Origin of the sequence: Bacteroides sp. AF39-11AC (assembly GCF_003474285.1) — a bacterium.
In the GTDB taxonomy this organism is placed as follows: domain Bacteria; phylum Bacteroidota; class Bacteroidia; order Bacteroidales; family Bacteroidaceae; genus Bacteroides.
The window spans coordinates 16,877-41,736 of the sequence record NZ_QROH01000010.1 but is presented as its reverse complement, the minus strand read 5'-3'; the positions used below and the strand labels follow the sequence as shown (position 1 = coordinate 41,736).

At 41.8% G+C, this 24,860-nt stretch carries 22 protein-coding genes; 7 read left to right on the top strand and 15 right to left on the bottom strand.

Features of this window, described 5'->3' with window-relative positions:
* Positions 1–21: 21 nt before the first annotated feature.
* Positions 22–612 (bottom strand): FKBP-type peptidyl-prolyl cis-trans isomerase, encoded by a 591-nt coding sequence (locus DW036_RS20915; protein WP_118466032.1) that lies wholly within the window; start codon positions 610–612, stop codon positions 22–24.
* 192 nt (positions 613–804) lie between these two features.
* Between DW036_RS20915 and DW036_RS20910 the strand changes: the two genes are divergently transcribed.
* Positions 805–1,512 carry an NAD-dependent deacylase gene (locus DW036_RS20910; RefSeq protein ID WP_118466031.1) on the top strand — a complete coding sequence of 236 codons (708 nt, stop codon included), beginning with the start codon at positions 805–807 and terminating at the stop codon, positions 1,510–1,512.
* Between the two features lie 226 nt (positions 1,513–1,738).
* Here the strand turns inward: DW036_RS20910 and DW036_RS20905 are convergent, their stop codons facing one another.
* The 4 genes from DW036_RS20905 to DW036_RS20885 form a co-directional block, all read right to left on the bottom strand.
* Positions 1,739–2,125 (bottom strand): hypothetical protein, encoded by a 387-nt coding sequence (locus DW036_RS20905; protein WP_233560501.1) that lies wholly within the window; start codon positions 2,123–2,125, stop codon positions 1,739–1,741.
* 996 nt (positions 2,126–3,121) lie between these two features.
* On the bottom strand, positions 3,122–3,868 hold the full coding sequence (locus DW036_RS20895) for a glycosyltransferase family 2 protein (RefSeq protein WP_118466029.1): 747 nt from the start codon (positions 3,866–3,868) through the stop codon (positions 3,122–3,124).
* Positions 3,861–5,126 (bottom strand): glycosyltransferase family 4 protein, encoded by a 1,266-nt coding sequence (locus tag DW036_RS20890; protein ID WP_118466028.1) that lies wholly within the window; start codon positions 5,124–5,126, stop codon positions 3,861–3,863. Before DW036_RS20890 ends, DW036_RS20895 begins: the two co-directional genes overlap by 8 nt.
* Positions 5,123–6,397: a glycosyltransferase gene (locus tag DW036_RS20885; RefSeq protein ID WP_118466027.1), complete on the bottom strand. Its 1,275-nt coding sequence runs from the start codon at positions 6,395–6,397 to the stop codon at positions 5,123–5,125. The genes DW036_RS20890 and DW036_RS20885 overlap by 4 nt, the downstream gene beginning before the upstream one ends.
* A gap of 206 nt (positions 6,398–6,603) precedes the next feature.
* On the opposite strand from DW036_RS20885, the gene DW036_RS20880 reads away from it, so the two are divergent.
* The 4 genes from DW036_RS20880 to DW036_RS20865 are packed head-to-tail and all read left to right on the top strand — an operon-like array spanning position 6,604 to position 9,796.
* On the top strand, positions 6,604–7,455 hold the full coding sequence (locus DW036_RS20880) for a hypothetical protein (RefSeq protein WP_044532069.1): 852 nt from the start codon (positions 6,604–6,606) through the stop codon (positions 7,453–7,455).
* On the top strand, positions 7,452–8,204 hold the full coding sequence (locus DW036_RS20875) for a cytidylyltransferase domain-containing protein (RefSeq protein WP_118466026.1): 753 nt from the start codon (positions 7,452–7,454) through the stop codon (positions 8,202–8,204). The genes DW036_RS20880 and DW036_RS20875 overlap by 4 nt, the downstream gene beginning before the upstream one ends.
* Positions 8,205–8,244: 40 nt before the next feature.
* The gene (locus DW036_RS20870) at positions 8,245–9,285 is read left to right on the top strand and encodes an N-acetylneuraminate synthase family protein (protein WP_118466025.1); all 1,041 of its coding nucleotides are present in this window, start codon (positions 8,245–8,247) and stop codon (positions 9,283–9,285) included.
* Positions 9,286–9,298: 13 nt separating this feature from the next.
* On the top strand, positions 9,299–9,796 hold the full coding sequence (locus tag DW036_RS20865) for an HAD family hydrolase (protein ID WP_118466024.1): 498 nt from the start codon (positions 9,299–9,301) through the stop codon (positions 9,794–9,796).
* Positions 9,797–9,800: 4 nt separating this feature from the next.
* Here the strand turns inward: DW036_RS20865 and DW036_RS20860 are convergent, their stop codons facing one another.
* From DW036_RS20860 to DW036_RS20825, 7 genes are all read right to left on the bottom strand, one after another.
* Positions 9,801–11,075, bottom strand: a complete 1,275-nt coding sequence (locus tag DW036_RS20860) for a glycosyltransferase family 4 protein (RefSeq protein ID WP_118466023.1) — start codon at positions 11,073–11,075, stop codon at positions 9,801–9,803.
* A 5-nt stretch (positions 11,076–11,080) separates the two neighbouring features.
* Positions 11,081–12,523: a lipopolysaccharide biosynthesis protein gene (locus DW036_RS20855; RefSeq protein WP_118466022.1), complete on the bottom strand. Its 1,443-nt coding sequence runs from the start codon at positions 12,521–12,523 to the stop codon at positions 11,081–11,083.
* 284 nt (positions 12,524–12,807) lie between these two features.
* Entirely contained in the window at positions 12,808–14,847 is a 2,040-nt protein-coding gene (gene metG, locus DW036_RS20845) for a methionine--tRNA ligase (protein ID WP_118466021.1), read from the bottom strand.
* A gap of 119 nt (positions 14,848–14,966) precedes the next feature.
* Entirely contained in the window at positions 14,967–16,016 is a 1,050-nt protein-coding gene (locus DW036_RS20840; protein WP_222850736.1) for a 6-bladed beta-propeller, read from the bottom strand.
* Positions 16,017–16,198: 182 nt separating this feature from the next.
* Positions 16,199–16,456, bottom strand: a complete 258-nt coding sequence (locus DW036_RS20835; RefSeq protein WP_147401525.1) for a hypothetical protein — start codon at positions 16,454–16,456, stop codon at positions 16,199–16,201.
* Positions 16,457–16,522: 66 nt separating this feature from the next.
* Complete coding sequence (locus DW036_RS20830) at positions 16,523–16,912, bottom strand: DUF3244 domain-containing protein (RefSeq protein ID WP_118466018.1); 390 nt, start codon at positions 16,910–16,912, stop codon at positions 16,523–16,525.
* A 421-nt stretch (positions 16,913–17,333) separates the two neighbouring features.
* A complete protein-coding gene (locus DW036_RS20825) occupies positions 17,334–18,773 on the bottom strand; it encodes a lipopolysaccharide assembly protein LapB (RefSeq protein ID WP_233560500.1) in 1,440 nt (479 codons plus the stop codon).
* 245 nt (positions 18,774–19,018) lie between these two features.
* Between DW036_RS20825 and DW036_RS20820 the strand changes: the two genes are divergently transcribed.
* Positions 19,019–19,543, top strand: a complete 525-nt coding sequence (locus DW036_RS20820; RefSeq protein WP_118466017.1) for a DUF6125 family protein — start codon at positions 19,019–19,021, stop codon at positions 19,541–19,543.
* A gap of 38 nt (positions 19,544–19,581) precedes the next feature.
* On the opposite strand, the gene DW036_RS20815 is transcribed toward DW036_RS20820, so the two are convergent.
* On the bottom strand, positions 19,582–20,514 hold the full coding sequence (locus tag DW036_RS20815) for an acyltransferase family protein (protein WP_118466016.1): 933 nt from the start codon (positions 20,512–20,514) through the stop codon (positions 19,582–19,584).
* 492 nt (positions 20,515–21,006) lie between these two features.
* Between DW036_RS20815 and DW036_RS20810 the strand changes: the two genes are divergently transcribed.
* The gene (locus DW036_RS20810) at positions 21,007–21,699 is read left to right on the top strand and encodes an HAD family hydrolase (RefSeq protein ID WP_118466015.1); all 693 of its coding nucleotides are present in this window, start codon (positions 21,007–21,009) and stop codon (positions 21,697–21,699) included.
* Here DW036_RS20810 and DW036_RS20805 read toward each other — a convergent pair.
* Both DW036_RS20805 and DW036_RS20800 read right to left on the bottom strand, forming a co-directional pair.
* Complete coding sequence (locus DW036_RS20805) at positions 21,696–23,156, bottom strand: hypothetical protein (RefSeq protein WP_118466014.1); 1,461 nt, start codon at positions 23,154–23,156, stop codon at positions 21,696–21,698. The two genes, DW036_RS20810 and DW036_RS20805, sit on opposite strands and share 4 nt — an antisense overlap.
* Complete coding sequence (locus DW036_RS20800) at positions 23,128–24,738, bottom strand: AAA family ATPase (protein WP_118466013.1); 1,611 nt, start codon at positions 24,736–24,738, stop codon at positions 23,128–23,130. Before DW036_RS20800 ends, DW036_RS20805 begins: the two co-directional genes overlap by 29 nt.
* Between the last annotated feature and the right edge of the window lie 122 nt (positions 24,739–24,860).

The window sequence follows — 24,860 nt, the reverse complement described above, 5'->3', positions numbered from 1 at the left end:
CTTTTACTGTTTATTTTATTTTTAGGATAATATTTCAAGTAATTCTACTTCGAAGATCAGTGTGCTGTGAGGCGGTATCATTTCGCCTGCACCTTGTGCACCGTATGCCAGGTCGGAAGGAATGTAGAGTTTCCACTTGGCGCCTTCGGGCATGAGCTGCAAAGCTTCTACCCAACCGGGGATTACTTGGTTTACACCGAACACGGCAGGTTGTCCGCGTTTGATAGAACTGTCGAACAGAGTTCCGTTAACCAGTGTACCTTCGTAGTGGCATTTCACCTGGTCGGTAGCTTTTGCATATTTGCCTACGTTGCCTTCGTTGATGACTTCGTACTGCAAACCGCTTGGCAGGGTAATAACACCCGGACGTTGCTTGTTCTCTTCCAGGAATTGTTTGCCTTGTTCTATGCTGGCGGCATTCATTTTCTCTTCCAGTTCGGCGAAGTATTTGTTCACTATATCGCGGGCTTCTGCATGCGATATAGCGGTTTTGTTTCCTTCTAATATGTCTTTGATAGCTTGTGCAAAGTCATCTACTTCGATGCCTTTTGCACCCATGCTTAATAAATTTTGACCTATTCCAAGGCCGATAGCGTAACTGAATTTATCCATATATCTTTTGGGTTGAGACTGAAAGTGATGTATCTTTCAATCAGTTGCAAAATTACAAGTTGCAAAAGTAAGGGTTTTATTTGAATGATTTATGCTTTTAGGATTTAAATTTTCTTATATCTGTGGTAACTTTGGCAATCTTCTGTATTTTTGTAGGAAAGAAACTGCGATAAATAGAAAGGAGATTTGGCAATGAAGAAGAATTTAGTGATTTTGTCCGGTGCCGGAATGAGTGCCGAGAGTGGCATCAGTACGTTTCGTGATGCAGGCGGATTGTGGGATAAATATCCGGTGATGCAGGTTGCCAGTGCTGAGGGGTATGTACGTGATCCGGAGTTGGTGATTAACTTCTATAACGAGCGTCGCAAACAATTGCTTGATGTGGAACCGAATGCAGGACACACAGGGCTTGCCGAGTTGGAGAAAGACTTTAATGTGACGGTAGTTACGCAGAATGTGGACAATCTGCACGAGCGTGCGGGGAGTACGCATGTCATTCATCTGCATGGTGAGTTGACAAAGGTTTGTTCGAGCCGTGATCCTTATAATCCCCGTTACATAAAAGAGCTGAAACCGGAAGAGTATGAAGTGAAGATAGGCGACAAGGCAGGCGATGGTTCTCAGTTGCGTCCGTTTATAGTTTGGTTTGGTGAAGCTGTGCCGGAGATAGAAAGGGCTATCGACTATGTAGAAAAAGCGGATATCTTTGTAATCATAGGTACTTCGATGAATGTGTATCCGGCGGCAGGTTTGCTGAATTATGTACCGAGAACGGCAGAGGTGTATCTGATTGATCCGAAACCGGTGGATACGCACTCGATGAGGCAGATACATGTCATTCAGAAAGGAGCTTCGGAAGGGGTGAAAGAGCTGAAGAGTCTGTTGCTTGCTTCTTTGTGAGCTTGCAGCCTTATTCAGAAGCAGGTTTAATAATGTGAATCAGGAGTTGAAATAATGCCTCTCGGATGGGGTTATGAATTAAATGGGTCCGTGTAGTCCGCGTATCTATTTATTCATTACTTTTCTGTTATAAATCAAATTCAAATGTAGGCTTTGAAATTGTGCCTAAAGAAAGCCGTCTGGTTCCCTTAGGCACAATTCTAATAAGTGATCAGATTATGATACATTATTTGTCACCATAAAATGTATATGTCTTAGATCCTACAGAGAAAGTTATATTTAAATTTTTACCTATAACAGTTCCGTTTACTGCCTTTGAGCTGGAAGCTAATTTATAAGAGTTGTTACTCTGTGTAATGTCGAGAATCACAGAGTTTAAATGCATATCTATTTCATCGCAGTCAACGACTAAAGATACGGCAGTGTCTGACTTCCTGGTTAATGTTATGTAAGCAGTGAATTGGTCGGTATATCCCATTACGTTCAATGTACCACTATAATCTCCTGCTATAACAGTTGCAACATCTGTCGGAGCATCGTCATCGTCATCTCCGCAACTTACCATACATACGCTCATTGCCACCATTATCAGTAGCATAGATAAATACTTCATTGTTTTCATACTCTATTAATGTTTAATTTATTTTCTGCAAAAGTATGACAAAGAAGTAAAAAAGAAGGCATAACAGTGCTGCAGGAATGACACAGATTTATTGCGAATCTTGCGACAATCCTTTTTGTTTTATATACTCAGATAAGTCAGAGAAGAAATCTCTGCCTAAAAGAAGTGAAATCCGAGCGAGAAGATTAGTATCAATGCTCTCTTTCTGGAATAGGCGATAAACATTGGAACGGTCGCAAGAAAGTTTGTGTGCAAACCAAGTGATACTTCGTTCCTGTCTCTCTAATTCTTCTTTAATTAGGACACCAATAGGTTTCATCGTGAAGAAAAGTGCCGTGTAACTCCCATATCCGGCGGTTAATTATAACTTCTGATACAGGCATAATGAAAAAACGTGGGAGTCCGCATATACTTATCCCACAAGTAGGCCTCTCGCATTGCCCGGAAAAAAGGATAAGCAACACGAACAGCCCACGCCCATATACGCTATTATTGAACATGCCAAAACTTGGCATGCCCTATAACACATACGAGGTAGACGTTCCGTTGCGTTTCTTCTTTTTTCCATAAATTTTGCGAGAATTCACTTGTAGAAGAATACGTTCGAAAACGTTTTTCAAATATGTCCGCCTTCTCTTTTGCTTTATAATGCTCAAAGGGAAGACGCTGCAAAGATAGTATTTTCTATTTATAACACCTATATGAGGTGCACTTCATATTTAATAAAAATTCTCCTATCGTTCATGTATTATTGTGTAGGGGTATGGAAGCGGACTCTAAATACCTTAGCTATCCGATATTACTGCTTCGGATGCATTAAGAGCTTTAAAAGAGGAAAAGAAACTTTTGCCATATTTTGCCATCATTTTGGCACAGTTGTGCCATAGGCATGGCATAGTCTTGCCAAGGCGATGGCAAAACTGTGCCAAGGCTGTGGCACAACTCTGGCACTGTATTAGGTGGAAAGTGTGAGGCTTACTTTGAGTTTTACTTCTTCAATATCATCCGCAATACAAACCATGCATGATGTGCTACGGTGCTTACCAGCCCGTAATGTTTCGCCATGATGCGGAAGCGCTCCCGTAAGGAGGCTTTCTGATTCTGGGTGGTCATTCCTTCTTCCAGATAATCGATAAGCGTGAGGTGCGTGTTGTGCAACGTCCGTGCTTTTTTCATGATGCGGATGCACCAATCAAAGTCGGCAGAGAAGCGGTATTGCATATCGTAGGGTACAACCAGGTCTCGTTTAGCAAAGAAAGCCTGATGACAAACAAGCATCCCTTGCTTGAAACTCTTCCACGTCAGCACTTCGGGAGCGGAGAGGCGGCGCATACGGAGAAAGTGCCTTTCTTTATCAACCAGAGCTGTTTCACCATAAATCACGTCCGGCAGTTCACCAATTCCCAGGGTATGTACCGTCTGTTGCAAAGTGTCATCTTCGTGGAAACTGTCTCCGGCATTGAGAAAACAGAGGTAGTCGCCGGTTGCCAGGTTGATGCCTTTGTTCATGGCGTCGTACAGTCCCTTGTCCGGTTCGCTGACGATCTGCGTAATGCGGTCACGATACTTTTCGGCAATGGCGAGGGTGCGGTCTTTGGAAGCACCATCTATAATGATGTACTCTATGTGGTGGTAGGTTTGGGAGATCACACTTAGTATCGTGTCTTCCAATACGGCTTCGGCATTGTAAGTCACGGTGATGATGCTGAACTTGGGCGTAAGGCGATTATGCATGTCTTCCGGTTATTTTGTTGTAAACGTCAATGTACCTCTTGGCAATGGCGCGTTCCGAATAATTGGAAACAGCTTTCCGGCAGGCTTGTTCGGCGAGGGTGGCGTATTCCGGTTCGGTGAGTATCCAGTAGATGCCGTTGGCGAAGTCTTCAACCGATTTATATTGTGCCACATAGCCGTTGTGCAGATGGTCTATCATTTCCGGTATGCCGCCTACGTTGAAACCTACGCAAGGTATGCCGCAGGACATGGCTTCCATAATCATGTTCGGTAGATTTTCTTCCAGGGATGGGGTGACGAAGAGGTCTACGGAATTGTAGATATCTACCAACTGATGCTCGTTGCTGACGAAAGCGAGCGGATAAACCTTGAAAGGCAACATATTCTGTATTTGTTGCGACTGGTTACCGAAGACTACGACGCCCAATTGTTCTTTCAATTCCGGATATTTCTCCGCCAGCAGTTTGCATGCCTTAATCATGTAATCTACTCCCTTGCGGGTATCCATAATCTTCACCGAACCGAACAGAATAAGTTTACTGTCTTGCGGGAGCATGCACTTCTCTCGTGCTGCCTTTTTATTATGAGGCTTGTAGAGGTTGGTGTTGATGGGATTAGGGATATTCGTAATGAAGTGTCCGCTGAAAAGGGCACTCTTCTTGGCACGTTCTTCCAGCCAATGACTACAGGCAACGAAATTGATGTGGCGTCCTTCGTACAGCTTCTGTTTTTTTAGAAATATACGGTGGGAGAGGTCTTTCTTTCTGCTTCCGTTATGGATAAAAGGGCAATGATGGCACTCTTCTTCGTAATGCATGCATCCGCCGGAGTAGTGGCAGATGCCGGTACATGGCCACATATCGTGCATGGTCCAGACTACGGGCTTGCCCGAAGCAAGAATCTTTTCGATGTTCTTTAAAGAAAGCATTCCCTGGTTGATCCAGTGAAGATGTATGACGTCTGCTTGCTGGAATTCCGGCAAAGCGGTGATATCCGTACCGGTATTGGCTATGTCTACGGCAAAGAGATGTCTTTTGTTGAAGTGATTGGCCTTCCAGATAACGATTCGTTCCCATACGAATTTCCATACCATGCGCAGGTTATGGGGCAATTCTACTACGGTGATCTGTTCGGTTTGTTTGTCGCGCACCAGTAGTTTGGCTTTGATGCCGTTATTCTTCAGGGCTTCCATCAGGCGGCTGGCGGCTACAGCCGGACCGCCTATCTTCTCTGTAGTATTAATAAGTAGTATTCTCATTGTGTAACCTTTCTTCTGATTAAGTTCTGGTAGAGGTCGAGATATTGCTTGGCAACGACTTCACCGGAATATTTTTCGGAAACTTCGTTTCGCATGTTTTCTTCCGATAGGGTGGCTCGGGCTTCGGTTATCCCCCATCGGATACCTTCCGCCAGACTGTCCGCGGAGAGGTAATCGGCTAAGAAACCATTCTCCTTGTGACGGATGATGTCGGCCTGTCCGCTATTGCCGAAAGACACGGGAACACAGCCGCAGGCTTGTGCCTCGATTAATGTCTGACCGAATGTTTCGTAAAAAGATGCGGATACGGTGACGTCTGCAGCGGAGTACAGTTGTGAGAGTCTGTCCGTATCACCTATTCGTCCAAAGTACGTGTAGTTGACAGGGAGGATGCTGAATAGTTTTTCCGGGTATTTGATTCTGCCGAATAAGGCCAGATGGAGTTTCTCTTGCGGGAATTCTTTCTTTTCAATCAATAGCCGGATTGCCTGAATCAGGTATTCCACTCCTTTGATAGGATCGTCGATGCGGGCGGCTCCGAACAGAATGATATGTTTGTCGGGCAGGGACAGTTCTTTGCGGGACAGTTCCTTGTTCATGATTCGGAAGTCGGAAAGTGAAAGTGTGTTGGGAATAACGGATATCGGCTTCTCTTTGAGCAAAGTGCTTTGCTGCACTTGTGAGGAGAGCCATTTGCTGACTGCAACGATATTCAGTCGATTGGTGGCATTGAACAGTTTCTGCTTCTTCTTGAATGTCCGGTGTGCCAGGTCGTTTTTGCCAGGGAAACGCAGGAAGGGACAGTTTCCGCATTCGCTTTTGAACAGACTGCAGGTATGGGCATGGTGGCAGATGGCTGTACATTCCCACATGTCGTGCAATGTCCAGACAATGGGCTTACCCGATTCGATGATTTCCCGTATGTTTCTCAGTGAAAGCATTCCCTGGTTTATCCAGTGGAGGTGTATGATATCAGCTTCCCGGAATACGGGTAGTTTGGTTACATTGAAGCCGGTGTTGGCTATGGATATGGTAAAGAGGTTTTTCCGGCTGAAGAGATTGTTTGTCCAGATAACCAGTCTTTCCCATAAGAAGGTGCATTTCTTTTGCCAGTCTTTGCCTACTGAAATTACTTGTTCCGATTGGCTTTCCTTGTGGAGGACGAGCATCTTCACGTCTGTTCCCGCTGTATAGAGCGACTCCATCAGGCGTCTGGCAGCAATGGCGGCTCCGCCTGTTTTCTCGGACGTATTGATAATAAGTACTCTCATGTTGCGGAATGTTTCGGCAAAAGTACAGCTTTTACCGCTTTATATCCACAAATTCGCAGTTTTTTTAGCCAATAAAGGCGAAAGTATCTATCTTTGCAGAGGAACAAATTAGCTACAAGTTACAGGTTACGAGCTACGAGTGGCTGCGCTGCCATACCGAATAGTACTCGTCGCTTGTAGCCTGTAGCTCGTAACTTTATAATAATATGGGAGAAAAAGGTTTGAAATGGTTGGAACAGCTCTGGCAGTGCTTTCTCAGTATAGTGAAGATTCTGTTGCAGTCCAAGTGGGGTACACGTTTACCGTCTTCTTTCAGCAATCCGGATGAGTTGCTGATATTGGCTAACGGCCCTTCGCTGAACCGTACCGTAGAAGAATCCGCGGACTTCATACAAGGAAAAACTTTACTCGCTGTGAACTTTTGTGTAAGCTCACCTATGTTCGAGCGTCTCCGCCCTGAACTTTATCTGATTGCCGATCCGTTGTTCTGGATTGTTCCTGAGAAGCGAGTGCAGCTTTTCAAGACAATGGCCGAAAAAACTACTTGGGACATGAATTTCTTTGTTCCCGCCCGTGCGCTGAAGGATAAAGAATGGCAACCCTTATTGGCAGGCAATCCTCATATCAAACTCTATATTTATAACACAACGCCCATTGAAGGCTTCCAGAGTTTCTGTAACTGGATTTTCCGTAAAGGATGGGGTGTTCCCCGTCCGCACAATGTGCTGATACCTTCTATCGCCATGGGGTTACGTCTGCCATTCCGGAAGATTTATCTGGCAGGTGCCGACCATTCCTGGTTGCCGGAAATCACAGTAACAGATGATAACGTAGTATTGATGCACCAGAAGCACTTCTACGACCAGAATAAATCGCAGGCCGACACCGTGAAGCAGGAGAATCTGAATAGCGCACGACTTTATACGATTCTTTATCACATGCATGTAGCCTTCAAGTCCTACTTTATTCTCGAAGCCTACGCCCGCAAATTGGGTAAGGAAGTAATCAACGTCACCCCCGGTTCTTATATCGATGCTTTTAAACGGATGAAAATATGAAAGATGGAATAATTATTCAGGCACGTACCGGTTCCACCCGGTTGCACAATAAGATACTGCTCCCTTTCTATGGCGAACAGCGCATTATCGACATTCTGATAGCCAATATCAAACAGGCTTGTCCGGATAAGTGTATCATACTTGCCACAACCAACCGTCCGCAGGATGATGTACTTGCCGAAGTAGCCCATCAGGCAGGCGTCCTCAGTTTTCGTGGTGATGAGGATAACGTGCTCGATCGCTTTATCCGTGCTGCCGAAGTTTTCGGTGTGGATCGCTTTATCCGTGTTTGTTCGGATAACCCTTTTCTTCGTCCCGAAACTTTCAAAACTTTCTTTGCCGAACATGCCTTTTGTCCGGCAGATTATATCGCCTATGGCTTTGCTGACGGGCGTCCTACTATTAAATCTCATTTGGGTTTATATTCTGAACTGACAACGATCAATGCTCTGCGTCGTGCGGCAGTTTCCACACAAGAGAAACTCTACATCGAGCATGTCACCATCTATCTTTATACACATCCCGAAAAGTTCAAGGTGCGTCTGCTTCCTTTGCCTGCCGAGTTGGAGGGCCGTTTCGATCTTCGTTTCACCCTTGATACGATGGAAGACTTCACCCTGTTACAAGAGCTTTATGCTACTTTCTATGAAAAGACTGATCGTAGTGTTCGTGCCCTGTTGCAATTAGTAGCATCACACCCTGAATACCGTGCCAAGATGCTGGAGAATATAGCCCAAAACGAAAAATAACAGGTCACTCTGTTACATCCCTCTTAATTTTGATAGAACAATGAAGAGTACTTATATAATAGGAGAAATCGGACAGAACCATAATGGTTCCGTCGACATAGCCAAGTTGATCGTAGACCTGGTGTCCCGCCCTGTTCGTGAAGAAGTGTTCAATATAGAACTTCGTCCGATGGATGCGGTGAAACTGACCAAGCGTGATCTGAATGAGGAACTGACGGACTCGCAGATGAACCGTCCGTATGATTCTCCCCATTCTTTCGGACGCACCTATGGCGAACATCGCGCTTTCTTGGAACTGACGGACGAAGAGCATCTGGAAGTCTATAAGCATGCCAAGGCTTTAGGCCTCGATTTTGTGGAAACGCTTTGTTCCAAAGGCTGTCTCTCCTTGTTGAAGCTCTTCACTCCCGACCGCCTGAAAGTGGCAAGCCGTGACCTTACCAACTTGCCGTTGCTGGAGGTAATGGCCGAAACGAAGATACCTATTATCCTGTCTACCGGTATGGCAGGCAAGAAGGAACTGGATGATGCTTTGGAAGTTATCACTCACTATCATGATAACATTTCTATCTTGCATTGTGTATCCCAATATCCTACTCAGCCCGATAATCTGAATTTAAAGACGATTTCTTATCTGAAACAGCATTATGGTCAATACTGTATTGGTTTTTCAGACCATACCATTGGCATTGCTGCCCCTATCGTTGCTGTGGGTATGGGTGCGGAGATCATCGAAAAGCATGTCACTATCGACCGCCGCATGAAAGGAACCGATCAGCAAGGTTCGCTCGGGCCTGATGGTGTGAACCGCATGATACGTGATATCCGTATCGCCGAACGCTGGCTGGGAAAAGAAGAATTGTATATCGACTCCTCTGTGGCTTCGGCAAAAGTGAAGCTGGAACGTTCTATCGCAACGAATAAAACTTTGCATCCCGGAGATATTATTACTGAAGATGATATCCATTTGTTAAGTCCCGGTGATGGCTTTAAGTGGGCTGACCGTGAGAAGGTAGTAGGGCATAAGGTATTGAAAGAAATTCCCCGTAATGAGATCATTTATCCGAGTTCTATCATTTAACTGTTATTGAATTATGTTGCCGAAATTAGTGATTACCGATATTGATGGTGTGTGGACCGATGGCGGAATGTATTATACTGCTGAGGGAGATGTTATGAAGCGTTTTTCAGTGAAAGATGGTTGGGGTGTGATATTTTTGCATAAGTTGAACATACCTGTTGCCATTATGACAGGTGAGGATTCTTTGCTCGTGCAGAAGCGTGCCGATAAACTGAAGATTACCCGTTGCTACCTGCATGTCGGTGATAAACTGGCGAAGGCAAAAGAAGTTTGTGCGGAGATGGGAATAACCCTTGCGGATGTTGCCTTTATCGGTGATGATCTGAATGATATTCATCTGTTACGTGCTGTTGGTTTCAGTGCTTCTCCTTGCAATACGCCTGATTATGTGAAGCGGGAAGTGAACTATGTGACGCAAGCCCATGGTGGTTTCGGTGCATTCCGTGAATTTGTAGAGAAGATTCTTGCGGATAACGGTATGTTGGAAGAACTGGTGAAATACTTTTCTTAGTTTTTTACGATAAATACTTATCCACTAAACGATTAAATGTCTTTTCTGTTAGTTTGCCGACCTGTGCTTGTCGGAGGATATTCAGATATGCGGATGCCATTGCATGGTTGCTGAACTTTCCGGCAAACGCACGAATGAAGTTTTTGTCCCACTGCTGTATCAGAGTTTTGTGAATAGCGTCTGCTAGTGCTTTGTCGTTGTATTCATAGACTGGAGTCATGCACTTTTCATGATATAAGTCTTCAAAAGCATCTATACGGTCAAAACAGACGGCAGGTACTCCATAGTGATAACCTTCAATGATAGAAAGGCCGAATCCTTCGAGCTTACTTGCCAACACCACTACTTTTGTATTTCTTATCCAGCGAAATACTTCATTGTGGGGTAAGCTTCCGGTGAAAATACATGCTTGGCTGATTCCTAAGTTTTCCGCTTCCTTTTGTAATTGTCCGTTAAGGGCATCTTTACCTATCAGGCACAGTTGGCTTTTTTCCTTAATATCGGTAGGCAAGAGGGAAAACGCCCGTAGTATTTGCAACTGGTTCTTATTTTCATTGAGGTTGCCGATTGTAAGAATACGATAGGTTTCTGTCCAGGGATCATCGGTTGCTGCATTTTCTGTTTCTTCATCATCATTCAGTGCATTTGGAACAACGTATATGTTTTTACATTCCTTCCATTCATAAAGATTGAGTAATTTGTTGTGCATGCCACTGCTTACTACAGTAAGCGGCATTCCTGATTGAAGCAGACTGGGTAATAACCGTATTTCACCTTGTGTTGTGAAGTCGTCTTTGTTAGCTTGGCTGAATAATCCGTGTAAGGCAAGGGCAAACGGTTTGCCTGTATGTAGGGCAGCAGATATGAAAGGGAGTACTTCCGGTCCTAAAGAGTGGATGAAGATAACGTCCGGGTTTGTTTTGCGTATCAGATGTATATTAAAACCGATACTGATGGTGTATTTTAATAACTTGATACGCCATGCTATTGACATCTTATGCGAAGATAAGGCATGACAGATAGCACGTGGTATATCTTTCCACCGGAGATAGGTAAGTAGATACTTCAGTTTTCTTTCCAGCAAGGTGAATTGCTTCTCTCCTGTTCCAGAGTAAATTACGGTTGTGTCATTAGTCAGTGAAGAAGAAGAAACATACACTTCGGTGCCCTCGGCAGCAAGGGCTGCGGCGATTTGTGCTACCATGAGTGAAAATCCCGTATTGTAAGCTCTGGGAATACCTTTTACCGTAATATCTTGAGTAAGAAACAGAATTTTCATAGTAACTACTTATTTCGTTTGAACAGGAATTGGATACTCTCTTCGAATATTTTTGATTTCAATCTCCATAAAGCCAGGATATAGAGTGAAACGGCTACAGCTATTTTGATGAAAAGCGTTGCATAAACATTAGTGAAAAATGAAGCGGCATACCAGGCGGTACCTAATGAGAATGCTGTCAAAAGAATATAAGGGGCAGTGTCTTTCAAGATTGAAAACAAGGGCAGACCGATATGTTTATGACTGAAGTAGTGCCAGATGCCCAGCCACAATACATTGGTAGTTGTGTATACTACTAACATCGTATTGATACCGAAGGGGTAACTAAAACATACGAATAAGAGTTGGGCAATTCCCAAGGCAATTGTATTCCACATGTAAATATGGGGACGACCTATGCTGTTCATCAGATTGGTATACAAAGTGCTTATAGGCATAAACGCGCCCCATACGCAAAGAATCTGCATGATAGGTACACATGGTAACCACTTTTCGGTGATGGTGATGACAATCAATTCTTTAGAAACGATTCCCAACCCTAACATGGCAGGGAAGGATATAAATGCTGTGAAACGAAGCATCTTGCGGAATATATTCTGAAGACGTTCCGTGTCGGTGTAGGCTTCACGGAATACAGGTTGCCCTACGCTGTTAATCATCCCGTAGATGGTGGAATACCCCATAGTGGTCCATTTACTTCCCTGAGAGTAGTATCCTGCCTGTGTAATTGTATAGAATTTGCCTATCAGAAATGATAAGATATTGTTGTTGATGTGTGTAAACAAGGTAGTGAAGAATATCTTTAGGCTGAACGGAAGCATTTCACGGAGGGGTTCCATACGGAAGCTCCGGTTAGGTCTCCAAGGACAACGTAGCCATAGCAATAAAGTGTTGCAGCCGGAATAAAGGAGAGTTTGCAGTGCAATGCCCCAATATCCGAAGCCGAAGTAGGCAAAGGTAATACCCGTAATACCGGATATGATAATGGCGATGATTTGTATCTGGCTCCGTTCCTTTACCATTAAGTTGCGGAAAAAGTAGGAGGAAGGGGCTGTAGAACAACTGCCGAATAGAAATCCAAGAAAGAGTACTCTTGCGAGAGGACATAGTGCCGGAACTTCGAAGAATTTGGCTATAAGTGGTGCGCATATGAATAGCAGCAAGTAGAGCCCGGTGCCCATGCAGAAACTGAACCAGAATACTGCATTATAGTCTTCGCTTTTAATTGTTTTTTTGTTAACGATGGCCGTTACAAAACCGCTTTCGGCAAAGATGCTGGCTGTGGCAGAGAAGATAGTCAGTACAGCTACCATACCATAGTCTGTAGTAGACAACAGCCGAGCAAGAAATATGCCGAAGACAAGGTTTAGCAATTGCATGGCGCCATTACCTATGCCACCCCACAATAATCCTTTGGCTGTTTTTTCTTTTAGTGATGTTTCTGGCACTGCTTGTTCGGTTTATGATTAAGATATCATTTCTTAATTTCATAATCTCGCTCCGTATCTTGTGAGCCTTATCATGAATGCCGAATAACAATCGGGCAAATTCTTTTTGACCGAGATTGGCTTCGTTGCTGTGTGCAGAGAAATATTCTCTCAATTTTTGTGTATCGAATCCATTCTGAGCCTTTTTTGAATTCTATGACTTCACTCTCCCTTGGTAAGTGAATGAAATCCTCCAGAATTTTTATGAGTTCTTGAGTTGTTATTCGGCATTCTAAGATTATTGATTACTTCACTTCACTGCCCGGCTTCACCTCTTTCATCGTAGTAACAACCGAGAGCGTTCCGTCAAAATTCTCGGCAGAAAGGATCATGCCTTCACTGACGATACCTTTCAACTTACGCGGAGCAAGGTTGGCTATGAAGCATACTTGCTTGCCTACCAGCTCTTCTGGATTGTAATGCTGTGCAATACCGCTGACAATGGTACGGTTCTCCAATCCATCGGCAATCTTGAATTGCAGCAATTTATCAGCTTTAGGAACTTTCTGACATTCCAATATGGTACCTACGCGAATATCCAGTTTCATGAAGTCATCGAACTCAATGTTCGGGCGGATGGGGTTGGCTTTGTAGCTGGCTTCCTCATTGGCTTTCTTTGTATCGAGCAATTTCTGTACCTGTGCTTCGATAACGCTGTCCTCTATCTTTTCGAACAGTAGTTCAGGTGTCGCTAATTGGTGACCGGCTGGTAATAGATCAGTGCTGCCCAGAGTAGCCCAGTCAAAACTGTCCATATTCAGCATGTTACGCAATTTCTCGCTGCTGAACGGCAAGAACGGTTCGAATGCAATGGCCAGATTGGCAACCAGTTGCAGGGAGATATTCAGGATAGTGGCTACACGGTCCATATCCGTCTTGGCAATCTTCCAGGGTTCGGTATCTGCCAGGTATTTGTTTCCGATGCGGGCCAGGTTCATGGCTTCCTTCTGTGCATCGCGGAACTTGAATACATCCAGTAACTTTTCTACTTCTGCTTTTACGTCAGAGAATTCTTTCAATGTTTCGCGGTCGTAATCCGTAAGTTCACCGGCAGCAGGCACTACACCATCGAAATACTTTTTGGTGAGTTGCAGGGCACGGTTCACGAAGTTACCATAAACTGCCACTAACTCATTGTTATTGCGTGCCTGGAAGTCTTTCCAGGTGAAGTCATTATCTTTTGTCTCAGGTGCATTGGCTGTCAGTACATAGCGAAGTACATCTTGTTTGCCCGGGAAGTCTGCCAGATATTCGTGCAACCATACAGCCCAGTTGCGTGAAGTAGAAATCTTATCACCTTCCAGATTCAGGAATTCATTGCTCGGTACATTGTCCGGTAAGATGAAACTGCCTTCCGCTTTCAGCATGGCAGGGAATACGATGCAGTGGAATACGATATTATCTTTACCGATAAAGTGGATCAGACGTGTTTCGGGGTCTTTCCACCAGGTTTCCCAAGTGTCGGGCAACAATTCTTTCGTATTGCTGATGTAACCGATAGGGGCATCGAACCATACGTATAACACTTTTCCTTCTGCACCTTCTACGGGCACCGGAATACCCCAGTCGAGGTCACGGCTTACTGCACGCGGTTGCAAACCCATGTCAAGCCAGCTTTTGCATTGACCGTATACGTTGGGACGCCACTCTTTATGGTCTTCCAAAATCCATTGGCGCAACCAGCTTTCGTGTTGGTCAAGCGGCAGGTACCAATGCTTTGTTTCACGCATTACAGGCTTACTTCCGCTGATGGCACTTTTTGGATTAATCAGGTCTGTGGGGCTGAGGCTTGTACCACACTTCTCGCATTGGTCGCCATAGGCACCTTCTGCATGGCAGTGGGGACATTCGCCTGTAATATAGCGGTCGGCAAGGAAAGTTTTGGCTTCCTCGTCGTAATACTGCATACTGGTTTTCTCGATGAAGTCACCTTTGTCATACAGCTTGCGGAAGAATTCCGAAGCAGTGTCGTGGTGAGTTTTTGAAGTCGTACGACTGTATACATCGAATGAAATGCCGAACTCTTTGAATGATTCTTTGATAAGTGTATGGTAACGGTCTACTATATCCTGCGGCGTCACGCCTTCTTTCTTGGCGCGTATGGTGATAGGTACTCCGTGCTCGTCCGAACCTCCGATAAAGATTACATCTTCTTTTTTCAGTCTCAGATAGCGAACGTAGATATCAGCGGGTACATAAACTCCTGCCAGGTGTCCGATATGAACCGGTCCGTTAGCGTAGGGCAATGCCGACGTAACGGTAGTGCGTTTGAATTTCTTTTCCATTGTGATATATGTATCTCTTTTGTTATGAGCGCATTTTGGTGTGCAAAGATAGCAGTTTTCCACTCAAAGAAAAAGAGAAGACAATGAAATATCCAACTACATATGGCAGAAATCTATATTTATTGGTGGCTTAACTGGAATAATATCAATATCGGATTACTGTCTTCATTCCAACTTGTAAACACTTGTATGGTACTTTCATCGAGCTTGTCTATCTTTAATGCAGATTTTACGGTTTCTTCGCTGTAGTTAGAACTGCAAATTAAGTAATTGTCTGCCACTCCGTTGATAGTCAGGTTTCCCAATAGCTTGTTTTCTTCTATCAGATTAAGATTGCGTATGTTGCCATCTATTTTGGAAATCCAAAAGAATTGTGGAAGCGGGAAAGTGGACAGGGAACAGAAGTACCCATCTGGTGTTTCATAGAAAGCATTTATATCTTTAATATGCTTCATATCAACCATGAATGACCGAGAATTACTTTCTAAAGCTTTTAGTTCTTCTTCCTTAAAATATTTATCCGAAAGAAGATTTGCTGCCATATCAATGGATGCTCCGTGTATGGTATAAACTTCCGGGGTAAAACGTTGATAAAAATAAACCTTATCACCGGAACGATATAAATAGTGAGAGGAGCCTCTTGGGATTCTTTGTTCGTCTATTTCTGTCAGTGCTGATTTGAGTAGAGGGTGTACTTTCTTATCTTTTTGAGAATAAACGGCCAATTTATCTTTTACGCTGCCTTGATTGTATATTTCTGATAATACGATATGTTCTTTGTCAATTACGGCAAATTCCATAAAATAACATCCTAAATCCATTTCTTCGTATTGTTCGAAGTTATTCCCACTATATTTGATAATCCTCTGGCGGGCATTGTCTGCTATGTATAAATTTCCTGAGCCGTCCACATCAAAGTCAATGGGAGCTATGTATTCTCCGGGACCTTCTCCAACTCGATATAGTGCTTTTATAAACTTGCCGTTTTCGTTGAATATAAGAATTCCCATGTTGGCACTTTTATCGAAAATGTAGAAATGTTTATTCCGGTATAAAATTTTATCGATACTTCCAATTAATGAATTATCTGTTAATTCTAATGGAATATATTTTACTTCGCATACCGGGTTAACGTCTGATGCTTGTACGCTATCTAATTGGAAACTCATAATACTTGTGTGATCCGGCCTGGAGCTTGGCTGACAGGAAAAAAGCAAGGTGCTTAAAAGAAGGGATAGAAGTTTTCTCATATTTCAAAAGTTTGGATTGAAAGAGTGTCCGAAAGGTAAACGAATATTGCATTTGTTTTGTTGATTAACCTACCTTTCAGACACTTTCCGTTCAAATGAATTTATATAACAATTTTTTCTGTATAGGTACCAGAGTCACAAGACTCAGAACCACCGTAAGGACAGCTTCTTTGCCAAGTATTTATTGTTAAAACCTGGCCGTTTTCCAGCCTTTGAAAAGTTGCATCCTTTAGTGTATCTGTAATCTTTCTGTTTTGTATAGCACGAGGTGCCACATTTTCATTTTTCTGATTATTGGCTACAGAGATAATTGTAACTCCCAATAGGGCTACGGAAATAATAAAAAAGTTCTTTTTCATAATCTTGAGCATTTTTGAGTTAATAATGTGGTGTTTAGAACAACGTTGTTTGTCTATGAAGATGTTTTAGTATTGAAAAGTGCCGTAAAAGACTGTTGTTTTATAGGTCATTTCAATGATGTATTTTTTGTTCTTTATGTATGTTGTCATAAACGAATATGGATAATTATTTGTTATAGCAATATTATTAGAGTATATAATATTGTCCATTTCATCTTTTATCGTTATCTGGAGATTATCTAATAAAATATTTGAGTAAATATATATAGTATTATTGTCTTTTATAACAGTTGGGAAAATTGTAATAGAGCGATTATCTTGTTCCCATGTGTTTTTTTCTTTGGGGTCATCATTCCCTGCAATTTTAGACGTTATTGGAATAATAACTTCTTCTGCCCGTATTGCGGGAGAAAGATATATTACTAACAGAACAAATATAAAGAAGTAATGTACCATAACTATTTTTTTGTTACAAATATAAAAAGCTTATACTGAACTTAAGTCATAATGGAGTACGCAAATAGTACGCATTTTTGTGAATGGGGCAATAATAGTATGCAATAAGTACTCTTCTAGTTACATTGCATGAATGAAGATATCCCATTCTTCGGGGCTTCCTTCTCTCTTGAAAACCTTCTTACATAGTCTTTTACGTATAGATGTAATCGCTTGTTTCGTATGTGCAGTTATAAATGCGATTTGTGTGGGAGATAATCCTATTTTTATTAATAGGCAAACTTGCATTTCTATAGTTTTCATTGGATAGAGTTCAAGTAAGCGTTGTGTAAATTGAGTATATGTTTCGTCTATACTCTTAATCAGTTCTTGCCAGTCTTCTTTCCTAATTTTTTCTCCTTGGTCTGCCTGTAGAAATTTTTTATATATTGAAGATTTCTTTAGGATTGTAATGGTTATGCTCTTTTAATTCTTGCTTAACTATAATTTGCTCATTATTTTTTTCAATGTTTCTTTTCTGGAGTCTAAGCAAATCTTGTGTTAGTAAATTGCTTGTTTTTTCTGCAGCCTTTAAAGATTCTTCTAATTCTTTTATTTGTCTTTTGTTTTGTTCGATATATGATAGGCTTTGGTTATATTCTCCTCTTAATATTCTTTCTATTTTTTCTTGTTGAAGTAAGGTCTCTTGTTCTTTTCTTTTGCGGTATTGTTGATAAGTGACAAAAAGAAGCATGAGGAAAAAAAGAAAAGAGATGAGAATAATGTTCCATATTTTGTGATTACTGGCCTGATGCTGCAAGCGTTTATTCTCTTTTTCTTTTAATTGATAATTATATAATGAATTTATTTTGCGGACAATTTCTGTTTGAATTATGCTTCTTGCAGAATCTGTATATGCTAAATCTTTGTCTAAATACTCTAATGCTTTTTTGTATTCTCCTTTTGAACGGGCAATGTAACTTAATCCTTGGTATCCTTCTGCTTTGTAGCTGTATTTATCCATAAATGATAGTTGCGTATAATAATGGATTGCTGAGTCTAATTGATTAGTATAATAGTAATATTGTGCTGCTGTGCTATAGCGAGGAGCTAAATTAATAACATTTATTTTTTTGAAGGCAATTTGCATGCTTTTATAGGCTTCTTGATACATACCTAGTTTGGTGTAATATCCAGATAATTCACCGTTAATAATTCTTTTTAGATTTAAATTTTCTATTTTATCAGCTAACATATCTGCTCTTTTGTAATAGTATATTGCGCTGTCTACTTTCTCTTGTGTACTAAATGCTCGCCCAATATCTCGCAAATTATATATCATACTAATGCTATCTTTTGATAATATGCTAAATTGATATGCTTTGCTAAATGCTTCGGGAGCCTTATCATATATGTTTTGATAAAGGTAAAGGGTACCTATTTGACTATAAATGCGGCTCACCAACTTGTAGTCCATATATAAATATGAAGCATCAATAGCTTGGAGAAAAAAATCCAATGCTTGTGGTGCATCTCCTAAATCTCTATATACTCGCCCTGCGTAGTAGTATACTTCCGGTAGATGTCTTTTATCCTTTTTATTTTCATAATAGTGTAATACTTTTAATAGTACGCTATCTGAGGTATGTGTGATGTATGCTTTATCTTTTGCTTTTATGGTCAGTAATTGATAATATATTTGCGTTTCTTTAGGTTCTAGGTTTATACTGTCTTTAAATTGTTTTAATAATGCAAGAGTACTATCGGGATGAGTGTTTACAAGAGAATTTGCGACCTTCATAGTGTAGGGAAGTGGTTTATTGTTGCAAGAATAGAAATGCGATAATAGAAAAATAATAAATAATAATTTAGTTAACTTCATGTATGTATACTTTTGACGTTTTTATTTTTAATTATGCAAATATAGGCTGTTTCTTGTAAAGAATGGGGAAAATGGGTATATTTTATGCTAGTAATTTTTTTATTATACGTAGTACTGATAATATGCTCCACGAAAAAAATAGATAGTATTTAAGATTAGAATAAAAGTTATACATTTGCAAAATTGGGATAGCAATAAATGTTGTTCAATAAATTTCTATAGTTATTTATATAAGCCTTTTAACAATGAAACAAAATACTCTTTTAAACTCCCTTACTAAAGAAGAACTTATAAAACTCATCGAAGCCTATTCCAAAAACTGGTTGGCTATGGATGGTGTATGGTTTCAATCGGTAGAACGAAAATATGGAATGGATGAGGCCATGCATCACGATAGGGAGGCATGGAGAGTTTTTACAATCACAGAGGCAAGGAGAATCAAGCAGTTTCTTGAACTGCCGGAACATGCAGGACTGGAAGGGCTGGCAAAAGCCTTGCAGCTACGTTTCTATGCAAATATAAACAATGATGAGCTTATTTTCGGGAAAGATGGTAAGACTTTAATATATCGCACATTAGACTGTCATGTGCAAACTGCCCGTAAGCGTAAACAAATGGAATATCATCCTTGTAAATCAGTAGGCATCATTGAATATAGTGGTTTTGCGGCTGCAATAGATGAACGTATTACTTGCGAGTGCCTCAGTTGCTATCCGGATATCACTGATAAGAGCTGTTGTTGTGCATGGCAGTTTACTCTGAATGAGTAATGCGAGGAACTTTAGGTTCTGTTAGATTTATGTAGCTGTTAGTTTAATATTGCATTTTGTCCAAAGAAGAAGCGTGAAAAGTGTAGTTTATCCATGCTCCATGCTATTACTATACATCCACTTACAGTGATTGCAACGGATATGATCATAAAAAGTATTCCGGTGGGCTCAAAGAATAAAAAAGGTAGGAACATCTTGCATAATATTGTGAAAAGAGGGGAGAAGAGAAATATGACAAGAGTATTTCTACCTATAAAATAAGAGCATTGCCTGATTCCCTTGGATAGATAACTGTGTGCATATAGTGATATAATGATAGCCAGATAAGTAATAGTGATACCTGCCAGTACCCCTCTGTTCAGATTGTCTGGAAAACAGCAGAGTAGTATCATGGGGACAAGGGCAAGAAGCGATGGCTGAAAGATGCGGATAAATGGTAATTTGCTTTGTTTAATGATTACCCCTGCAAGGAAGTAAATGGCATTGGCAAACACTATAATTCCACCCCAGTATGATGCTGTAAATAGACCAAGACCAAATAATATTACCTGTGATATTGTTTTCATGCGGGTATAGCGGAAAGTCAGGTAATATAGTAGACTACAGATAATAAGCATGTGGAGATACCAGTAGGGGCCCAATGGCTTTATAAATATTTTATGCAATAAAATGCCTGAACTAATTTCCGGTACATTTTCTCTCACGGGTAAGATATGCGACATTAGTACGTAACCTGTTTCCATACACAGGTAGGGAATGAAAATCCATAATAGTTTTCTCATAAAGCTTCTGATATCTTTCTGTACATTAGTCAAATAACCGGATATGATTAGGAAAGCGGGCATGTGGAACGTGTATACGATCTGTTTTATATAAGGATATTTATCTCCTATATATATCAGATGGAAAGCAACCATTAGAAGGATAAGAATGCTTTTCAGATAGTCTAATTCTTTAATGCGATGCTCCATAGATTGAGTTTTGTATGTTATTGCAAGAATAGCATCCCGATCTCATAAAGGTAATGATTCGTGATAGTTTAATAAGTCTCATATTTGTGTGTAATTTTGTTGATAATGCTTTAGACTATGCAAAAATAGATAGCTTTTTATAAATAACAGGATAATAATACTTCTTTATGATAATGTAACTATATTTTAAAATATATATAAGTGTTATTAGAACTGCCTTCAAATCATATTTGGACCATACCCGGACTATATCAGAACCGTACTTGCTCCGTACGTTCTCCAGTCGGAAGTACCTTTGAGTGGAGAATGTACGGGGTTGGTACGGAGCAAGTATATCTCAGGTATGTCCCGTGTCGCTTTTTTAGTTTGTTTTTGGAAAGAAAGGCGTTAAAAAAAGTTTCTCATTTGCTTTGCTCGATATTTATTCCGTGTTTTGTATGACATAAAATATGTAACGTAAAGTGCGTAATACTATTTATAAAAATAGAGAAGATGAAACATGCTATTAAAGTCATAGCTTTCGATGCGGATGACACGCTTTGGAGTAACGAGCCTTTTTTTCAAGAGGTAGAACGAAAATATACAGAATTACTGAGTGATTACGGTGGTGCAGAAGAGATTTCGGCAGAGTTGTTTAAAACAGAAATGGGGAATCTGGAATGTTTGGGTTATGGTGCCAAGGCATTCACCATTTCAATGGTTGAAACAGCTTTGCGGATGAGTGGACAGAAGATTTCAGCAGAGAAGATACAGCAAATTATTCTTTTAGGTAAATCTCTGCTCCAGATGCCGATTGAATTGCTGCCTGGTGTGGAAAAAACTCTGAAAGCTTTGAAAGAACAAGGAGGGTATCGTCTGGTAGTGGCAACGAAAGGTGATTTGCTGGATCAGGAGCGTAAATTACAGCGTTCCGGGCTGATGCCTTATTTTGATCATATTGAAATAATGTCTGATAAGACCGAGAAAGAATATACTCGCCTGCTACAAGTCCTTCAGGTCGCTCCGGAAGAATTTCTGATGATCGGTAATTCTTTGAAATCCGATATTCAACCGGTGCTGTCCATTGGGGGATACGGAGTACACATTCCTTTTGAGGTGATGTGGCAGCATGAGGTGGTGGATACATTTACCCATCCCAGGCTGAAACAAGTGAAAAGTCCGATGGAACTGATGGACTGGCTTTAGTGCTTACGGTCTACATGATACTCTATTCGGTAGATATGATCGAAATGTTCCGTCCATTCGTTCGGAGCAATGCCGATCTGCAGACCGTAAAAGCGAGTACCCTTTTCACGGTGTATACTCATTTGTTCTAATAATTCCGGCTTACATTCCGGGATGCGATAATCGCTGATAAGTAAGACATCTGCATTCATATAACGGTTTTCGTCAAGCATTCTGAAAGTATCTTTCAGCATTTGGGTGGCATCTGTGTCGCCACTAAAGGGATGGCTGAAGAATTCCATTAGTTTCAATCGGTCGCGTCGTATATCAATGGTTTTGGTAGATACGGAGAATGAAATCAGAAAACATTCTCTGTCTTGATGCTCTGCGATCTCTATGAGCTTTATCAGTAGAGAATTAGCCATCTTCTCCGGTTTCCCGGTCATGCTGCCCGAGGTGTCGAGGCATACAATCATAGGTCCTTTCAGGACTGCCGGTTTTACCTCCAGACGTCTGGAGGGTTGCATGATTTCCGATTTGTAACGGAAGGTTTGCAGCTTCTGTGTGAAGTATTTCAGCATAAAGACATCTTGCAGATCATTGTCTGCATAGTATAGCAGTTCCGAGGGGAGCAGGGCATTCAGGTCGTTGCCGATGGTGACACCCAGAATGTCACTCTTTTGAGAGTGAGCCAGTTTGTAGGCACTGCCTTCCGTCACATATACTTGTTTGCTACCCTCATCGTCGGCTATTCGCCCCATGCGGTTGGCTACTTTCAGCAGTTCGGGATATTCCTTTTGCAGTTTTACAATCTTCCGGATATTCTCAAAATCTATGGTATTCCATAGCCCGTTCATCATGCTCCATGCCTGATAGAATTCTTCTTTATCCACTTGGTGCTTTTCCAGATATTCCGGTATCTTATCCAGGCTGGTTTTTAGTTTCTTTTCCAGAAAGTCCTTCTTGATATCCAGGCTTTTCTCTTTTTGCTCCTGTTGCTTCTGATGAAAAGAATCTTCCCAGTCTTTCAGCATCTTCTCCCAGACAGTAGAGTCATGCTGCTTGTCTTTATCTCCGAACATGTGTTCGTAGAACGGTTCGTCGAAAGCATTTTCTTTATAATCGTCTTTGATCTTTCTTAATAAAGCTTGCCAACCGTCCCGCTTCTCCTTAATCCAGTTCAAGGCGCTTTCCATTTCTCCAAGTTCGGATTGAGCTCTTTGCATCTGGAACTTTTCCTGTTCGAGAAACTGCCAGACAAACTGCGTGGTGATGTCATAGAATATGCGTGCCCGGACCTCATCGCTTAATACCATAACTCTGATGGAAGGATTGTTCATGATGGCCAGTAGATAGAGCAACAGGGGATCTTCCGTTTCGCCGTATAGAGTCTTGGCGCATTCTCCTGTCTGCACAAATTTCTCGACTATCTTCGTATAGAAGTGAATGTCATACTTCTTTTTGGTTAGCCCCGCCATATTGCTGCAAATTGAATTGTAACTTTTCCTCTTCGATCTCTACATTCCGCAGTCTTTTTAATACTTCGTCCGAGTAGCGGATGATTAACTCTTTATCAGTCGGTGTGACGAATAGGTTGTCCGTACATAAGGAACTGGTGAGGGCTGATAGTTGCTGGAAAAGTTGATTCAACTCGTTCCGGTAATTGCGGGGAGTGATCTGAGGCAATTTGTCGAACAGGCTTTGGGAGGATTTGCCGGATGGAGAGAGTGTTTTTTCTCCTTTTTTCCTTTGGCTCATCGGATATCGCACACCGTCTATCAACAGGTATTCTGTTCCTTCCCTGTACAGGTTTATCCGTTGCTGGGAGGCAGATGATGAGGGCGTTCCGCCCGGGTAACAACGAATGATGGAACGTCCCGGATTCAATGGGTCGGGATAGATGACAGCTTGTTTAGGTGCATTTTCTCTCTTCTGTTCTTTCAGAGCCAGATAGTCTACGGCAAAGATGTACGTATGGCCTGTTCCGTGTTCCTCTACATGGTAATAGAAGTAGTCTGTAATTTCCAGTTCATTCCTGGGGGAACAGTTGTTCTTGAAGTCTTCCAAAGCTTGGCGTACACGGCTGATCCGGATGTCGCTTTTAATCGCTTCGGTGATTTCTTCCATTTTTTCCAGGCAGGAGGTGAATAGTTCCCGGATGACCAATTGATGAATCGGCTCACATTCATCTGCCTCATTCCACAAACAATGGTATAGGGGCAGCAGGTCTGATGAGTTGACCTCTGTACGTCCGTTAATGAAAGCTGAGGCTTTCAGCAATTGCACAATGTTCTTCCAGCGACGGTCGCTTATATATACGTTTCGGGCAGTGCCTTCATCATCCAGTGGAAGCCGTTTCAGTTGGCGGCGAACGTTAGTAATGTAGTGCAGAATCTCGGCAGATAGTGAAATCCGGTTGATCTGTCCGCGCCAGTCTGCATATTCTTCTTCACTGATTTGCAGTTCTGAGGGCACGTTTATTTCTTTATCGTTGTCATCGAGCAGCATGTTGTAGAAAGTCTGTTCGTCTTTTACACAGGTGCAGATGATACGCAGCAGGAACCGGTCCCACAGGGCTTCGAGTCCTTCGCCGTGTGCAGGCAACTCGTTACTGGCGGCAATCAGAAGTTTTAGTGGTAGCTTAATTTCGCTATCGCCATTCCGATAGATTTTCTCGTTGATGGCGGTGAGCAATGAATTTTGTATGGCAGGTCCCGCTTTCCATATCTCATCCAGAAACACCACGCTTGCCGTAGGCAGATACCCTTCAATGGCACGTTCGTATTTATCAAACTCTTTCAGCCGGTTGATACTGATAGGGCCGAATATCTCGTCGGGAGTAGAAAAGCGTGACATCAGATATTCAAAAGCTTTTGCTCCCTTAAAGGCGGATTTCAGTCTGCGAGCCACCATGGACTTGGCTACTCCCGGAGGACCCAGTAAGAGAACACTTTCACCTGCCAATGCTGCCAATAGTGACAAACTGAGTTCGGTATCCTTCTCGTAAACTCCTTGGTTGATGGCGGTTAATAGTTGTTGTATTCTGTTTCTGATGTTCATAATTCTTCTTGTTTACACTTCATTTTAGATATGAAGCTTCAAAGATATGAAATCTTTATACGGAATACTGACAATTATTTTGAATTATTGCAGATAAAAAGTTATCTTTGGTGCAGTATTTT

What these genes read in the sequence shown, in the direction of transcription:
- DW036_RS20860 (WP_118466023.1), bottom strand. Translation starts at nt 11,075, where the DNA reads ATGAAAATTCTGTTTCTTACTCAAGATATTACGGTAAAAGGTATTCCC.
- DW036_RS20870 (WP_118466025.1), top strand. Translation starts at nt 8,245, where the DNA reads ATGAAGAGTACTTATATAATAGGAGAAATCGGACAGAACCATAATGGT.
- DW036_RS20885 (WP_118466027.1), bottom strand. Translation starts at nt 6,397, where the DNA reads ATGAGAGTACTTATTATCAATACGTCCGAGAAAACAGGCGGAGCCGCC.
- DW036_RS20905 (WP_233560501.1), bottom strand. Translation starts at nt 2,125, where the DNA reads ATGAAGTATTTATCTATGCTACTGATAATGGTGGCAATGAGCGTATGT.
- DW036_RS20835 (WP_147401525.1), bottom strand. Translation starts at nt 16,456, where the DNA reads ATGAAAAAGAACTTTTTTATTATTTCCGTAGCCCTATTGGGAGTTACA.
- DW036_RS20800 (WP_118466013.1), bottom strand. Translation starts at nt 24,738, where the DNA reads ATGAACATCAGAAACAGAATACAACAACTATTAACCGCCATCAACCAA.
- metG (WP_118466021.1), bottom strand. Translation starts at nt 14,847, where the DNA reads ATGGAAAAGAAATTCAAACGCACTACCGTTACGTCGGCATTGCCCTAC.
- DW036_RS20895 (WP_118466029.1), bottom strand. Translation starts at nt 3,868, where the DNA reads ATGCATAATCGCCTTACGCCCAAGTTCAGCATCATCACCGTGACTTAC.
- DW036_RS20810 (WP_118466015.1), top strand. Translation starts at nt 21,007, where the DNA reads ATGAAACATGCTATTAAAGTCATAGCTTTCGATGCGGATGACACGCTT.
- DW036_RS20840 (WP_222850736.1), bottom strand. Translation starts at nt 16,016, where the DNA reads ATGAGTTTCCAATTAGATAGCGTACAAGCATCAGACGTTAACCCGGTA.
- DW036_RS20910 (WP_118466031.1), top strand. Translation starts at nt 805, where the DNA reads ATGAAGAAGAATTTAGTGATTTTGTCCGGTGCCGGAATGAGTGCCGAG.
- DW036_RS20825 (WP_233560500.1), bottom strand. Translation starts at nt 18,773, where the DNA reads ATGAAGTTAACTAAATTATTATTTATTATTTTTCTATTATCGCATTTC.
- DW036_RS20915 (WP_118466032.1), bottom strand. Translation starts at nt 612, where the DNA reads ATGGATAAATTCAGTTACGCTATCGGCCTTGGAATAGGTCAAAATTTA.
- DW036_RS20865 (WP_118466024.1), top strand. Translation starts at nt 9,299, where the DNA reads ATGTTGCCGAAATTAGTGATTACCGATATTGATGGTGTGTGGACCGAT.
- DW036_RS20880 (WP_044532069.1), top strand. Translation starts at nt 6,604, where the DNA reads ATGGGAGAAAAAGGTTTGAAATGGTTGGAACAGCTCTGGCAGTGCTTT.
- DW036_RS20830 (WP_118466018.1), bottom strand. Translation starts at nt 16,912, where the DNA reads ATGGTACATTACTTCTTTATATTTGTTCTGTTAGTAATATATCTTTCT.
- DW036_RS20820 (WP_118466017.1), top strand. Translation starts at nt 19,019, where the DNA reads ATGAAACAAAATACTCTTTTAAACTCCCTTACTAAAGAAGAACTTATA.
- DW036_RS20875 (WP_118466026.1), top strand. Translation starts at nt 7,452, where the DNA reads ATGAAAGATGGAATAATTATTCAGGCACGTACCGGTTCCACCCGGTTG.
- DW036_RS20815 (WP_118466016.1), bottom strand. Translation starts at nt 20,514, where the DNA reads ATGGAGCATCGCATTAAAGAATTAGACTATCTGAAAAGCATTCTTATC.
- DW036_RS20890 (WP_118466028.1), bottom strand. Translation starts at nt 5,126, where the DNA reads ATGAGAATACTACTTATTAATACTACAGAGAAGATAGGCGGTCCGGCT.
- DW036_RS20805 (WP_118466014.1), bottom strand. Translation starts at nt 23,156, where the DNA reads ATGGCGGGGCTAACCAAAAAGAAGTATGACATTCACTTCTATACGAAG.